Origin of the sequence: Bacteroides faecium (assembly GCF_012113595.1) — a bacterium.
In the GTDB taxonomy this organism is placed as follows: Bacteria; Bacteroidota; Bacteroidia; order Bacteroidales; family Bacteroidaceae; genus Bacteroides; species Bacteroides faecium.
On the sequence record NZ_CP050831.1, the window covers coordinates 2,507,633 to 2,521,065 of the forward strand.

The window sequence follows — 13,433 nt, forward strand, 5'->3', positions numbered from 1 at the left end:
ATATCTGATAGTTATGTGGTATAGACAGTCATCATCATCATTATTGTTTTTATTTATCCTGATGTTTGAGGGTATGAATTTGTGTGCACAGACCGATTGGCATAATCCGTTGGAAGATACATCGCTGCCGGTTCAAGGAAGAGGATGGAATACAGAGATTGGCAAGACATATTCCCGATTACCTTTGCGGGCTAAAGAAATAGTGCGTAAACCGGTATGGGATTTGTCGCAGGAGAGTGCAGGCTTATACGTGAAGTTCCATACTAATGCAGCCAATATTCAGGTTAAATACAAGGTGAGTGGTGGCTTGTCTATGTCACATATGGCTGCAACCGGGGTTAGCGGAGTAGACCTCTATACAACGGATGCTGATGGCAATCAATATTGGTGTGCAGGACGGTATGGATTCAATGATACAATAAATTATTCGTATGAGAATCTGACTTATAGCAATCCGCATAATAGAGGGAGGGAGTATTGTTTGTATTTTCCTTTATATAATAAGGTAGAGTATTTGCAAATCGGAGTCCCTGCCGGGTGCAGGTTTGAATTTGTTCGTACATCCTTGGAAAAGCCGGTTGTTGTATATGGGACTTCCATTGCTCAGGGAGCTTGTGCTTCGCGTCCCGGTATGGCATGGACTAATATTTTGCAGCGTCAACTGGATACCCCTGTTATCAATTTAGGATTCTCGGGAAACGGGCAGTTGGACGAGGAAGTTCTTGGACTTATTGCTGAACTTGACGCCTCTTTGTTTATTATAGACTGTATGCCTAATATGACAGGTGAACGGGTACAGTTAATCAAGGACAGGGTGGAGAAGGCCGTCCGGCTGATAAGAAGTAAGAGGAAAGCTCCCATTTTATTGGTAGAGCATGACGGATATATGGGGTATAAGGTCTCAGCCCAAAAGGCGGAAGATTTTATAGATACTAATAAACAGTTGCAGGCGGCGTATCATTCATTGAAAGGAAATGTGGAAGGATTATACTACATGACTTTTGAGGAACTGGGATTATGTATGGACAGCCAGGTTGATGGGGTGCACGCTACGGATTTAGGCATGCAACAGTATGCAGATGCATATAGTAAAAAGATAAAGAGTATCCTTTATCCGGCAATAGATTCTCTGATTTTCAAGCCATGCCGGCAATACCGTGATGCAAATACTTACCAGTGGGATGCACGGCATGAGGAAGTTTTGAAATATAATGCAGAACACCAGCCTGAGATTGTAATGATTGGAAACTCCATTACTCATTATTGGGGTGGTCTGCCTTTTGAGAAAAACAGAAAGGCGGATGATGTTTGGCAAAAACTATTTAAAGGAAAAAGGGTTGTAAATATGGGATTTGGCTGGGACCGGCTTGAAAATATGATGTGGCGTATTATTCACGGTGAATTGGATGGTTTCCGCGCTAAGAAAATTTTCATGCTGATGGGCACAAATAATTTGCAGCAAAATTCAGACATGGAGATAGTGAAAGCTATCAGCCAGATTGTGGGAATTGTTAAAAATAAGCAGCCTGATGCACAATTATATGTTGTGAATATACTACCAAGACGTGGATTCGAATCCCGCCTGAGCAAGTTAAACCATTTGTTGAATGCCCGATTGACCGGAGGATCCAATGTACGGATATTAGATTTCTCTTCCTTTTTTCTAAATAGTGATGGTGGCCTGAAAGAGGAATTATTTTCAGACGGGCTACATCCTAACCATAAAGGGTATGAGATTATATCCGAGCAACTGGCTAAAAGTCTGAAATAGCTAAAGACTGTTACTGTCTATTATTTCAGCGCTTTATCTATTTCCTTCATCAGCTTATCCATTTCCTCTTTCCGGTAACCGACAGTGGCGGATATCACTTTCCCTTCTTTGTCTATCAAGTAACTTCTGGGAATGTACTGGGTGGCAAATTTATTCGTGACTTCCCGTTTCGGATCCGGGTAGATAGGGAATGTAAATCCTTTGCGTTTGTTGTATGCCGTTAATTCTTCGTCAGTGTGCTCACGTCCAATCACTATCATACGAAAATCCTTATTGTCTTTATACTTCGGCCAAAGGGTTTTCTGAACTTCCGCCAGTTCGCTCTGGCAAGGGCCGCACCAAGTGGCGAAGATATTGATTAGTACAACTTTTCCTTTCAGGTCTGCGGAATTCACCGTTCCGTTTGCTGCCGAACTAAGCGTGAAAGCAGGCATATTGTCTCCGGTTTTGACAATATCCCCCTTGTCATTCTGTGCAAACGACAATAGTGAGCATAATACTGCTACACAAAATAAAAATCCTTTCCTCATATCTTATATCATTTGAATTAGTTAACCGCCTATACCTTTTGTCTTTGTATATCCTTCTTTGACAAGCAGTTCCATAATCTTAGTCTTGAAATCTCCCTGTATGATGATTTCGCCGTCTTTAGCCGAACCGCCCACTCCGCATTTGCTTTTCAACAGCTTTCCGAGTTCTTTCAGGTCATTGTCAGTACCAATGAATCCGGTAATTAATGTTACCACTTTTCCGCCACGGTTCTTTTTATCGATGGAAACCCGCAGGTTTTGTTTGCCTTTATCAAGGGTGGTCTGCTCTTCGTCGTCATCCATCTCATAACCGAAGTCAGGATTCGTTGAATACACTACGTTCAGTCTGTCTTTCCAATCATTCTTTTTCATATTCGTCATATTTATTTCTTCTCATTTCTTCTCAAAAGTATCAAACTTATGGAAAAGAGCAAAATTTGTACCACTTTTCATTGTTTTGTTTAATCTCTATTAAGGTTTTCCATTATACGGTTGTCAGTCTCAAAAAATAATGTACTTTTGCAAAATACCAAATTTTGTAAGAAGTATGAGCACTTATATACGAAAAGAGGCGGATAAAGTGCCGGAGCCTACCTTGCGCAGACTTCCCTGGTATCTGTCTAATATAAAACTAATGAAAGAAAAAGGAGAGCAATATGTCTCTTCTACACAAATCTCTAAGGAAATAAATATTGACGCTTCCCAAATCGCCAAAGATTTGTCGTACGTCAATATTTCGGGGCGTACGAGAGTCGGTTACAACATCGATGCGCTGATTGAGGTGCTGGAGAGCTTTCTTGGATTTACCAATATGCACAAAGCCTTTTTATTTGGTGTAGGTAGCTTGGGTGGAGCTTTGCTTCGTGACTCGGGTTTGCAGCATTTCGGATTGGAGATTGTAGCGGCGTTTGATGTCAACCCGGAATTGGTGGGGAAGGACTTGGACGGAATTCCTATTTTCCATTCCGATGATTTTGAAGCGAAGATGAAAGAATACGATGTGAATATCGGTGTGCTGACAGTGCCTATTAATATTGCTCAGGAGATTACAAACAAGATGGTAGACGGTGGCATAAAGGCAGTATGGAACTTTACTCCTTTCCGTATTCGCGTGCCTGAGAATATTGTCGTGCAGAATACTTCCCTGTATGCCCACCTGGCTGTAATGTTTAACAGATTGAATTTTAACGAGAAATAATGAAGATTATCGCAGTAGGAATGAACTACGCCCAGCATAACAAGGAACTGGGACACACACAAGTAAATACGGAACCGGTGATTTTTATGAAACCGGACTCTGCTATTCTCAAAGATGGCAAACCGTTTTTCATTCCCGACTTTTCTAACGAGATACATTATGAAACGGAACTGGTAGTCCGAATCAACCGGTTGGGGAAGAATATCGCTCCCCGTTTTGCAAACCGGTATTATGACGCAGTGACAGTAGGTATTGACTTTACAGCCCGTGACCTTCAACGGAAGTTTCGCGAACAGGGAAATCCTTGGGAGTTGTGTAAAGGTTTCGATTCATCTGCTGCTATCGGAGATTTTGTTTCCGTCGACCGCTATAAGGATATTCAGAATCTGAACTTCAACCTGCTGATTGACGGCAAGGAAGTACAGCAAGGCTGTACGGCGGATATGCTTTTCAAGGTAGACGATATCATAGCCTATGTCAGTCAGTTTGTAACACTGAAAATCGGAGATTTGCTGTTTACGGGTACTCCTGTCGGTGTAGGTCCTGTCAGTATAGGACAACACTTGCAAGGCTATCTGGAAGGAGAGAAACTACTGGATTTCCATATCCGTTAATTGACCTTCGAACATTCATCATTAACTATTACTACAAATCACTAGTACTCATTTATTAGACAAATTATGAAGATAAGAGTAGGTTTTGGCTTCGACGTACATCAGTTGGTCGAAGGGCGCGAACTGTGGCTCGGCGGTATCCTTTTGGAACATACGAAAGGATTGTTGGGGCACTCGGATGCGGACGTATTGCTGCATGCTGTTTGCGACGCTTTGTTAGGGGCGGCAAATATGCGCGACATTGGCTATCACTTCCCGGATACAGCGGGAGAATATAAAAATATCGACAGTAAGATTCTGCTGAAAAAGACAGTGGAATTGCTTGCTGATAAAGGATATACGGTCGGTAATATTGATGCTACCATTTGTGCTGAGCGTCCGAAGCTCAAAGCACATATCCCTTTGATGCAGGAGACAATGGCAAAAGTCATGGGAATTGATGTAGATGATATTTCCATAAAAGCGACTACTACCGAGAAACTCGGGTTTACAGGTCGCGAAGAAGGCATTTCGGCCTATGCCACGGTACTGATAGAGAAGAATAATTAACCCCCTAAAATAAATAATTATGATTCGACTTTTGAAATTTCACTTAACACTAATCTTACTGTTGGCAACTACTTTTGGTATGGCTCAAAAAAGTGAACTGAAATTCAGTAAAGATGGTAAGTTCAAAATTGTGCAATTTACCGATGTACACTTTAAGTATGGTAATCCGGCTTCCGACGTAGCATTGGAACGTATCAATCAAGTACTTGATGCCGAACGGCCGGATTTGGTTGTCTTTACCGGAGATGTTGTTTATGCGGCACCTGCGGATTCCGGTATGCTGAAGGTCTTGGAACAAGTGTCCAAGCGCAAGCTCCCTTTCGTCGTAACTTTTGGAAACCATGACAATGAACAGGGAATGACGCGTGAACAACTGTATGATATTATCCGTACAGTGCCGGGTAACTTATTACCCGACCGTGGAACAGCCCTGTCTCCTGACTATGTGTTGACAGTAAAATCTTCTTCCGACTCTAAAAAGGATGCAGCCCTGCTTTATTGCATGGACACCCATTCTTATTCACTTTTGGAAGACGTGAAAGGCTATGACTGGCTTACATTTGACCAAATCAACTGGTATCGTCAGCAAAGCGCAGCTTATAAGGCTCAGAATGGCGGACAACCGTTGCCTGCCCTTGCATTTTTCCATATTCCTCTGCCCGAATATCACGAAGCCATTCGCGATGAAAACGCAGCTTTTCGCGGAACGCGTATGGAAGAAGCTTGTGCACCTAGAATAAATACAGGAATGTTTGCCGCCATGAAAGAAGCGGGAGATGTGATGGGTGTATTTGTCGGTCACGACCATGACAATGACTATGCTGTCATGTGGAAAAATATCCTTTTGGCTTACGGACGTTATACCGGTGGAAATACTGTGTACAACCATTTGCCGAATGGTGCTCGTATCATTGTATTAGATGAAGGCGCACGCACATTCACTTCCTGGATTCGTCAGAAAGACGGCATTGTGGATAAAGTTTCTTATCCGGCAAGCTTTGTCAAGGATGATTGGACTAAACGTTGAGGCTTGCAAACTTCACATGACTAAGGCGCGTATATTTTGAACCGTAGCTTTCGTACCGGCGTGACACTTTCGCCGATGCGACGTAGATAATCTCTCCCAGTCGGTATTCATGCTCTATCCCGGATAAAGTACATGATACCGCACTGGGATTTTTTGACGGAATACTCATAACGACCAGGTTTCCGCTGGCATCTGTCAGCGTGAGCATCTGCTTGACAAAAAACTGCGGAGTAGTGCCGTTCACTCTTGTTTTGTACGGGTCGTCTTCCAGCCGTACACGGGTCACTTTTAGTTTTAAGTCTGTAAGCTTCTCTCCTAATTCTCCCAAATACCGGCTGGATGAACGTTTCTCTTTGGACTTTCTCAGCATTATGTCCAAATGTATGGAGTGGTAAGCCTGTGCTATCTTGACGAAACGTTCCTGTTTTGGAATCTTCGGAGTAAACTTATAGGCTATCCAGCTTAAATAAGCCGGATCTATTTTTAGTATTTCATGCAGGAAATGCCCGCGATACTTCCCGAAGAAGATAAGGTCATCACCGTTACTCTGCATTCTTTTCTCATTATAATCCACAAGAATAAGGCAGCGCTTTGAATAATAAAATAGGGTACTTGCCATCCGGAGAGACTCGTTAATATCCGACGACAGCTCATGTATGTAAAGAATCGATTGTTTTTCGGGCAGGGGAGAATAGAGCCAAAGGGAATAGTTTGGTTTCCCCGGCCGGGGTGTCACCACCAAGTAAACACCCGCCTCTTTGAAAGAGGCTCTGCCTCGGTTGTATTCATTCAGTTTGGCATACAATAAGGCTTGCTCGTTTTCGGAAATGCCCGGTAATCTAGGGTTAGCCATAATTGTTCTCGCTTTTGTTATATTTCAAATATAGGGAATTTTATTGAGAAAAGCAACTTTTCTGTTTTGAAAAACACTTATTAAAGGAGTTTGTTGTTTCTTTCGTTTGCAATAAATTTATTATTTCCGGGGAATCTCGTACATTTGTATCCATGTAAATTTTCAAAATTCGGATGAAAGAACGAAATAAAAGAGTATTGGTCGGAATGAGCGGCGGCATTGATAGTACCGCCACTTGTCTGATGCTGCAGGAACAAGGATACGAAATAGTAGGAGTAACCATGCGTGTATGGGGTGATGAGCCACAAGATGCAAGGGAATTGGCTGCACGGATGGGAATCGAACATTATGTGGCGGATGAACGTATTCCTTTTAAAGAGGCTATCGTAAAAAACTTCATAGACGAATATAAACAGGGACGTACGCCGAATCCATGTGTGATGTGCAACCCTTTGTTCAAGTTTCGTGTTTTAACGGAGTGGGCGGATAAACTGGATTGTGCTTGGGTGGCTACCGGGCATTATTCCCGTTTGGAAGAACGGAACGGGAATATTTATATAGTAGCCGGAGACGATGATAAGAAAGACCAGTCTTATTTCCTTTGGAGATTGGGACAGGATATACTGAAGCGCTGTATCTTTCCTTTAGGGGATTACACGAAAGTGAAGGTTCGGGAATACCTTGCAGAGAAAGGCTATGAAGCCAAGTCAAAAGAAGGAGAAAGTATGGAAGTCTGTTTTATAAAAGGAGATTATCGCGACTTTCTTCGTGAGCAATGTCCGGAACTGGACACCGAGATAGGTCCGGGATGGTTTGTCAATTCTGAAGGTGTGAAACTGGGACAACATAAAGGTGCACCTTATTATACAATCGGTCAGCGGAAAGGATTGGAGATTGCGTTGGGCAAACCGGCTTATGTATTGAAAATCAATCCGCAGAAAAATACAGTGATGCTCGGTGATGCCGAACAGTTGCAAACTGACTATATGCTGATAGAACAAGATAAGATTGTGGATGAACAAGAATTGTTCCAGTGCGAGAATCTGGCTGTGAGGATTCGTTATCGAAGCCGTCCGTTGCCTTGCCGGGTGAAACGACTGGAGGACGGACGCTTGTTGGTGCATTTTCTTGAGAAGGCTTCGGCTATTGCTCCAGGGCAATCGGCTGTGTTCTATGATGGAAGGCGGGTGCTGGGAGGAGCTTTTATTGCTTCGCAGCGAGGTATCGGATTAGTGATTTTAGAGAACGAAGGATTTTGATTGATTAAAATAAAGATAACTTATGAGGAAATTTGTGTTATTGGTTTTTGCTTTGAATATATGCCTGGGAGTTTCTGCGCAATTCACACCGGGCGATACCTTAAAATATCGTATTAGCCTGAAAGACAAGGCGGCTACGGAATACTCTTTGCAGAAACCGGAAAAATACTTGTCCGGGAAATCCATTGAACGGAGAAAAAGACAGGGCTTGGCAATAGATTCCACCGACTTGCCGGTATGTAAGAAATACGTAGATGCGATACGGAAGAAAGGCGTCCATGTGCTTGTTACCGGAAAATGGGATAACTTCGTCACCGTCTCCTGCAATGACAGTACGTTGATTGATGAAATCGCAAAACTACCCTTTGTGCGTTCTACGGAAAGAGTTTGGAAAGGCATTACTCAAAGAAGCTTTGAGAGGGATTCGCTGATTAACAAACCTTTGCGCTCCGATAGCCTTTACGGACCTGCGGTTGCTCAAATAAGGATGAGCCGTGCGAACCTTCTTCATAAGGCAGGTTTTAAGGGGCAGGGAATGACGATTGCCGTAATTGATGCCGGATTCCATAATGTGGACAGGATAGAGGCAATGAAGAATATCAATATTCTAGGTGTGCGTGACTTTGTAAATCCCGAAGCAGATATTTATGCGGAAAGCAGCCACGGTATGTCTGTTCTCTCTTGCATGGCAATGAATCAGCCGAATGTGATGATCGGCACGGCTCCCGAAGCTTCCTATTGGTTGCTGCGCAGCGAGGACGAATATTCGGAGAATCTGGTGGAACAGGATTATTGGGCGGCGGCAATCGAGTTTGCCGATAGCGTAGGGGTGGATTTGGTTAATACATCCCTCGGATATTATTCGTTTGATGATCCGGCAAAGAATTATCGCTATCGTGATTTGAATGGACATTACGCGCTAATGTCCCGTGAGGCTGCACGGGCTGCGGATAAAGGAATCGTAGTTGTCTGCAGTGCCGGAAATTCCGGTGCGGGGTCATGGAAGAAGATTACCCCGCCGGGAGATGCGGAGAATGTAATCACCGTAGGCGCTGTCAATAAAAGAGGAGAGCTGGCTCCGTTCTCTTCCGTAGGAAATACGTCGGACGGAAGAGTGAAGCCGGATGTTGTTGCCGTAGGATTAGGTTCGGACGTGATGGGAACAGACGGCAATCTTCGCCATGCTAACGGAACTTCCTTCTCTTCTCCGATTATGTGCGGAATGGTAGCTTGCTTGTGGCAGGCTTGTCCGAAACTGACTGCAAAAGAAGTAATAGAATTGGTTCGCCGTTCGGGTGATAGGGCGGACTTTCCGGATAATATATACGGATATGGTATTCCTGATTTATGGAAGGCGTGTTTAACGGTTAACGGAAAAGTGATTAGTGATTAATAACTGGTTACTGTTGCATTAGTTACTAATCATTAATCACTAATCATTATGGACTCTTTTTCCCTTTTAGAACTGAATGCGCTTGTCCGCCGTAGCCTGGAACAATGCCTGCCTGATGAATATTGGATACAGGCAGAATTGAGTGATGTCCGTTCCAATACGACCGGGCACTGCTATCTGGAATTTGTGCAGAAAGATCCTCGTAGTAACAGCCTTATAGCGAAGGCACGCGGTATGATATGGAATAATATCTATCGCTTGTTGAAGCCCTATTTCGAGGAAACTACCGGACAGCTATTTACTTCCGGCATAAAAGTACTGGTGAAAGTGACAGTTCAATTTCACGAACTTTACGGTTACAGCCTGACTGTGCTTGACATCGATCCTACATATACATTAGGAGATATGGCGCGCCGTCGCCGGGAAATATTATTGCAGTTGGAAGAAGAAGGAGTGCTGACGCTGAACAAAGAATTGGAAATGCCGGTTCTGCCGCAACGTATTGCTGTCATATCTTCCGCTACCGCAGCCGGATACGGCGATTTCTGCCATCAGTTGCAACACAATCCCGGCGGATTCTTTTTTTATACGGAGCTTTTCCCGGCATTGATGCAGGGAAATCAGGTCGAAGAGTCTGTATTGGCAGCTTTAGACCGTATCAATGCGCGTGTAAACGAATTTGATGTAGTTGTTATTATCCGTGGTGGTGGGGCGACTTCCGATTTATCCGGTTTTGATACGTATCTGTTGGCGGCTGCCTGTGCACAATTTCCGTTGCCTGTCATCACCGGAATTGGGCATGAACGGGACGATACAGTCCTTGATTCAGTAGCGCATACACGGGTGAAAACCCCTACGGCTGCTGCCGAACTTCTGATTCATCGAATCACGGAAGTAGCCGACCATTTGGAGGAACTATCAGCCCGTGTCCAACAAGGAGTCTATGCGATTCTTGAACAGGAATGGCGAAGACTGGAGATTCTTCAGACCCGTATTCCGAATCTTGTTCACCGGAAACTCACCGATGCCCGTTTTGCTTTACTGGCAGCCAAGAAAGACTTGTCACAAGTGACGATGGCATTGTTAGCGCGCCAACGACATCGGCTGGAACTTCTGCAACAGCGTATCGCAGATGCTTCACCCGATAAATTGTTGAGCCGGGGATACAGTATTACACTAAAGGATGGAAAAGCAGTGACAGATGCATCTTCGCTGAAACCGGGAGACAGGCTGGTCACCCGGTTTTCGAAAGGAGAAGCCCGTTCTATGGTGGAATAATAGCAGGCATCGGAATTGTAAAATAAACATTCATCATTAACCATTAATAATCAATCATCGTGGCAGCTAAAAAAGAAACATATCTTCAGGCGATGGAACGTCTTGAAAAGATCGTTCGCCAGATAGACAATAATGAATTGGATATCGACGTTTTGAGTGAGAAAATCAAAGAAGCCAATGAAATAATTGCCTTTTGTACCGAAAAACTGACGAAAGCCGATAAAGAAGTCGAAAAATTATTGAAAGAAAAGCGGCAGTCTGAAGAATAAAAGTTATTTTTGCGAATCAAAGCTTAAGAAAAATAAACTAATACATTACGATATGGAACAAATAGACTGGGCGAATCTGTCGTTTGGATATATGAAGACAGACTACAATGTGCGAATCAATTTCCGCAATGGAGCATGGGGAGAACTGGAAGTTAGTAGTGACGAACACTTGAATCTGCATATGGCAGCTACGTGTTTGCATTATGGACAGGAAGCGTTCGAAGGATTGAAAGCATTCCGTGGAAAAGACGGTAAAGTACGTATCTTCCGTTTGGAAGAAAATGCGGCCCGCCTTCAATCTACTTGCCAGGGAATCTTGATGGCTGAACTTCCTACCGAACGTTTCAAGGAAGCTATCCTGAAAGTCGTGAAACTGAACGAACGTTTCATTCCGCCTTATGAGACGGGTGCTTCTCTCTACATTCGTCCTTTGTTGATTGGTACAAGTGCACAGGTAGGTGTACATCCGGCAGATGAATATATGTTTGTAGTATTCGTAACTCCGGTAGGTCCGTACTTCAAAGGTGGTTTCTCTACCAATCCGTACGTTATTATTCGCGAATTTGACCGTGCCGCTCCTTATGGTACAGGTATCTATAAAGTTGGCGGCAACTATGCAGCCAGCCTTCGTGCCAACAAGAAAGCACATGATTTGGGCTATTCCTGCGAGTTCTATCTTGATGCCAAAGAAAAGAAATATATCGACGAATGTGGTGCTGCCAACTTCTTCGGTATTAAAGATAATACGTATATCACTCCGAAATCATCTTCTATCTTACCGTCTATCACCAACAAGAGCTTGATGCAGTTGGCAGAAGATATGGGTATCAAGGTAGAACGTCGTCCAGTGCCGGAAGAAGAACTGGAAACATTCGAAGAGGCTGGTGCATGCGGAACAGCAGCAGTAATCAGCCCGATTCAGCGTATTGATGATTTAGAGAACGGGAAATCATACGTTATCTCTAAAGACGGCAAGCCGGGACCTGTCTGTACGAAGTTGTACAATAAGTTGCGCGGCATCCAGTATGGCGACGAACCGGATACACATGGGTGGGTAACCATCGTGGAGTAGCCGGAGTCCAAATAAACACACATTTATCTAATAATTAATTTATCATGTTAAAAGAGAATTCAGAACTGCGTGCAGAAGCACGTCAGGCGCTTCAAGGTAAGTGGCCTATGGCAGCCGTTGCTGCGCTTATTTATTCAATCGTTGCCGGTGGTTTATCAGCTATCCCTTTCATTGGTGGATTGTGCTCATTGTTTATCGGACTGCCGATTGCATACGGTATTGCTATCGTGATGTTTGGCGTATTCAAAGGTAAAGATGTTGATTTTGGAGTGCTGTTTGAAGGCTTCCAGGATTATAGTCGTATCTTTGTAACCAAGTTGCTTCAGGGCATTTACACAGCTTTGTGGATGTTGCTGCTGGTTGTTCCTGGTGTCATCAAGTATTATTCTTATGCAATGACGGATTATATCTTGAAAGAAGAGCCGGAAATGAAAAACAATGCGGCTATCGAAAAGAGTATGGCAATGATGGAAAACAACAAGATGAAATTGTTCTTGCTTGATTTGAGCTTCATCGGTTGGGCTCTCCTTTGTATCGTTACTTTCGGTATCGGATTCTTATTCTTGCAGCCTTATATGCAGGTTTCTCGTGCAGCTTTCTATGAGGACCTGAAAGCACAGCAAGGCGGAAATATTGAAGTAGACGTTGAAGTGAAGGTTGAAATGTAATCGACAAATAAATTCAGCTATATAGAAGAATGGAGTACGGAGAAATCTGTACTCCATTTCTTTTTGTCGGTTGCGTCAAAATCAGTACCTTTGCGGTCTAATCAGGATTGATATGGGTAAGAATAAATTAGAAAAGTTTGCTGATATGGCAAGTTATCCGCATGTGTTCGAATATCCTTATTCGGCAGTAGATAACGTGCCTTTTGACATGAAGGGAAAATGGCAGATGGAGTTCTTTAAAAATGACCATCCGATAGTACTTGAACTGGGCTGTGGACGTGGTGAATATACCGTCGGGCTGGGTAAGATGTTTCCCGAAAAGAACTTTATAGGCGTTGATATAAAAGGTTCCCGCATGTGGACGGGGGCAACGGAATCGTTGCAGGCAGGAATGAAGAATGTTGCTTTTCTGCGTACGAACATTGAAATCATCGAACGTTTCTTTGCGGAAGGCGAAGTAAGCGAGATATGGCTGACTTTCTCCGACCCACAGATGAAGAAAGCGACCAAGCGACTGACTTCCACTTATTTCATGGAAAGATACCGCAAGTTCCTGCAACCGAATGGAATTGTCCACCTGAAAACAGACAGTAACTTCATGTTTACTTATACCAAATACATGATAGAAGCCAATAAATTTCCGGTGGAGTTTATGACGGAAGATTTATATCACTCCGACCTGGTGGATGATATTCTTGGTATCAAAACTTATTATGAACAACAATGGCTCGATCGTGGTTTAAATATCAAGTATATCAAATTTCTGCTTCCGCAAGAAGGAAAATTGCAGGAACCGGATGTCGAAATAGAACTTGATCCTTATCGTAGCTATAATCGTAGTAAACGTAGCGGGCTGAGTACAAGCAAATAATTTGCCGGAACAATCACCGTAAAGTGAATCGGCAGCCACCTGAATAGTGAATTTAAATAGTAAATTGTAAATCGTCAAATA

The 13,433-nt window shown here is 43.4% G+C and carries 15 protein-coding genes; 12 read left to right on the forward strand and 3 right to left on the reverse strand.

Annotated features, from left to right (window positions below; all coding sequences use genetic code 11):
* Positions 1 to 13: 13 nt before the first annotated feature.
* The gene (locus tag BacF7301_RS08730; RefSeq protein WP_167962018.1) at positions 14 to 1,771 is read left to right on the forward strand and encodes an SGNH/GDSL hydrolase family protein; all 1,758 of its coding nucleotides are present in this window, start codon (positions 14 to 16) and stop codon (positions 1,769 to 1,771) included.
* Between the two features lie 20 nt (positions 1,772 to 1,791).
* Here the strand turns inward: BacF7301_RS08730 and BacF7301_RS08735 are convergent, their stop codons facing one another.
* Positions 1,792 to 2,301, reverse strand: a complete 510-nt coding sequence (locus BacF7301_RS08735; protein ID WP_167962020.1) for a TlpA family protein disulfide reductase — start codon at positions 2,299 to 2,301, stop codon at positions 1,792 to 1,794.
* A 21-nt stretch (positions 2,302 to 2,322) separates the two neighbouring features.
* Positions 2,323 to 2,673 (reverse strand): translation initiation factor, encoded by a 351-nt coding sequence (locus BacF7301_RS08740; protein WP_167962022.1) that lies wholly within the window; start codon positions 2,671 to 2,673, stop codon positions 2,323 to 2,325.
* 175 nt (positions 2,674 to 2,848) lie between these two features.
* On the opposite strand from BacF7301_RS08740, the gene BacF7301_RS08745 reads away from it, so the two are divergent.
* From BacF7301_RS08745 to BacF7301_RS08760, 4 genes are all read left to right on the forward strand, one after another.
* Positions 2,849 to 3,499 (forward strand): redox-sensing transcriptional repressor Rex, encoded by a 651-nt coding sequence (locus BacF7301_RS08745; RefSeq protein ID WP_022136512.1) that lies wholly within the window; start codon positions 2,849 to 2,851, stop codon positions 3,497 to 3,499.
* Positions 3,499 to 4,113, forward strand: coding sequence for a fumarylacetoacetate hydrolase family protein (locus BacF7301_RS08750; RefSeq protein ID WP_167962024.1), 615 nt, complete (start codon positions 3,499 to 3,501; stop codon positions 4,111 to 4,113). The genes BacF7301_RS08745 and BacF7301_RS08750 overlap by 1 nt, the downstream gene beginning before the upstream one ends.
* Positions 4,114 to 4,179: 66 nt before the next feature.
* On the forward strand, positions 4,180 to 4,662 hold the full coding sequence (gene ispF, locus BacF7301_RS08755) for a 2-C-methyl-D-erythritol 2,4-cyclodiphosphate synthase (protein WP_167962026.1): 483 nt from the start codon (positions 4,180 to 4,182) through the stop codon (positions 4,660 to 4,662).
* Between the two features lie 19 nt (positions 4,663 to 4,681).
* The gene (locus BacF7301_RS08760; protein WP_167962028.1) at positions 4,682 to 5,689 is read left to right on the forward strand and encodes a metallophosphoesterase family protein; all 1,008 of its coding nucleotides are present in this window, start codon (positions 4,682 to 4,684) and stop codon (positions 5,687 to 5,689) included.
* On the opposite strand, the gene BacF7301_RS08765 is transcribed toward BacF7301_RS08760, so the two are convergent.
* Positions 5,679 to 6,542 (reverse strand): exodeoxyribonuclease X C-terminal domain-containing protein, encoded by an 864-nt coding sequence (locus BacF7301_RS08765; RefSeq protein WP_167962030.1) that lies wholly within the window; start codon positions 6,540 to 6,542, stop codon positions 5,679 to 5,681. The genes BacF7301_RS08760 and BacF7301_RS08765 overlap by 11 nt on opposite strands.
* Before the next feature lie 173 nt (positions 6,543 to 6,715).
* Here BacF7301_RS08765 and mnmA point away from each other — a divergent pair, with 173 nt between their 5' ends.
* The 7 genes from mnmA to trmB all read left to right on the forward strand — a co-directional run bounded on the left by mnmA (position 6,716) and on the right by trmB (position 13,352).
* Positions 6,716 to 7,801 (forward strand): tRNA 2-thiouridine(34) synthase MnmA, encoded by a 1,086-nt coding sequence (gene mnmA, locus BacF7301_RS08770; protein WP_167962032.1) that lies wholly within the window; start codon positions 6,716 to 6,718, stop codon positions 7,799 to 7,801.
* A gap of 22 nt (positions 7,802 to 7,823) precedes the next feature.
* Positions 7,824 to 9,194: a S8 family peptidase gene (locus tag BacF7301_RS08775; protein ID WP_167962034.1), complete on the forward strand. Its 1,371-nt coding sequence runs from the start codon at positions 7,824 to 7,826 to the stop codon at positions 9,192 to 9,194.
* Between the two features lie 48 nt (positions 9,195 to 9,242).
* Entirely contained in the window at positions 9,243 to 10,472 is a 1,230-nt protein-coding gene (gene xseA / locus BacF7301_RS08780) for an exodeoxyribonuclease VII large subunit (RefSeq protein WP_167962036.1), read from the forward strand.
* Positions 10,473 to 10,531: 59 nt separating this feature from the next.
* Positions 10,532 to 10,741, forward strand: a complete 210-nt coding sequence (xseB, locus tag BacF7301_RS08785) for an exodeoxyribonuclease VII small subunit (protein ID WP_022136502.1) — start codon at positions 10,532 to 10,534, stop codon at positions 10,739 to 10,741.
* Between the two features lie 40 nt (positions 10,742 to 10,781).
* Positions 10,782 to 11,813: a branched-chain amino acid aminotransferase gene (locus tag BacF7301_RS08790; RefSeq protein WP_256380261.1), complete on the forward strand. Its 1,032-nt coding sequence runs from the start codon at positions 10,782 to 10,784 to the stop codon at positions 11,811 to 11,813.
* Between the two features lie 44 nt (positions 11,814 to 11,857).
* Positions 11,858 to 12,481 carry a DUF975 family protein gene (locus BacF7301_RS08795; RefSeq protein WP_167962040.1) on the forward strand — a complete coding sequence of 208 codons (624 nt, stop codon included), beginning with the start codon at positions 11,858 to 11,860 and terminating at the stop codon, positions 12,479 to 12,481.
* A 112-nt stretch (positions 12,482 to 12,593) separates the two neighbouring features.
* Complete coding sequence (gene trmB / locus BacF7301_RS08800) at positions 12,594 to 13,352, forward strand: tRNA (guanosine(46)-N7)-methyltransferase TrmB (RefSeq protein WP_167962042.1); 759 nt, start codon at positions 12,594 to 12,596, stop codon at positions 13,350 to 13,352.
* Positions 13,353 to 13,433: the final 81 nt, after the last annotated feature.

What these genes read in the sequence shown, in the direction of transcription:
- ispF (WP_167962026.1), top strand. Translation starts at nt 4,180, where the DNA reads ATGAAGATAAGAGTAGGTTTTGGCTTCGACGTACATCAGTTGGTCGAA.
- xseA (WP_167962036.1), top strand. Translation starts at nt 9,243, where the DNA reads ATGGACTCTTTTTCCCTTTTAGAACTGAATGCGCTTGTCCGCCGTAGC.
- BacF7301_RS08760 (WP_167962028.1), top strand. Translation starts at nt 4,682, where the DNA reads ATGATTCGACTTTTGAAATTTCACTTAACACTAATCTTACTGTTGGCA.
- BacF7301_RS08745 (WP_022136512.1), top strand. Translation starts at nt 2,849, where the DNA reads ATGAGCACTTATATACGAAAAGAGGCGGATAAAGTGCCGGAGCCTACC.
- BacF7301_RS08765 (WP_167962030.1), bottom strand. Translation starts at nt 6,542, where the DNA reads ATGGCTAACCCTAGATTACCGGGCATTTCCGAAAACGAGCAAGCCTTA.
- BacF7301_RS08740 (WP_167962022.1), bottom strand. Translation starts at nt 2,673, where the DNA reads ATGAAAAAGAATGATTGGAAAGACAGACTGAACGTAGTGTATTCAACG.
- trmB (WP_167962042.1), top strand. Translation starts at nt 12,594, where the DNA reads ATGGGTAAGAATAAATTAGAAAAGTTTGCTGATATGGCAAGTTATCCG.
- BacF7301_RS08750 (WP_167962024.1), top strand. Translation starts at nt 3,499, where the DNA reads ATGAAGATTATCGCAGTAGGAATGAACTACGCCCAGCATAACAAGGAA.
- BacF7301_RS08735 (WP_167962020.1), bottom strand. Translation starts at nt 2,301, where the DNA reads ATGAGGAAAGGATTTTTATTTTGTGTAGCAGTATTATGCTCACTATTG.
- BacF7301_RS08775 (WP_167962034.1), top strand. Translation starts at nt 7,824, where the DNA reads ATGAGGAAATTTGTGTTATTGGTTTTTGCTTTGAATATATGCCTGGGA.
- BacF7301_RS08795 (WP_167962040.1), top strand. Translation starts at nt 11,858, where the DNA reads ATGTTAAAAGAGAATTCAGAACTGCGTGCAGAAGCACGTCAGGCGCTT.
- BacF7301_RS08730 (WP_167962018.1), top strand. Translation starts at nt 14, where the DNA reads ATGTGGTATAGACAGTCATCATCATCATTATTGTTTTTATTTATCCTG.
- mnmA (WP_167962032.1), top strand. Translation starts at nt 6,716, where the DNA reads ATGAAAGAACGAAATAAAAGAGTATTGGTCGGAATGAGCGGCGGCATT.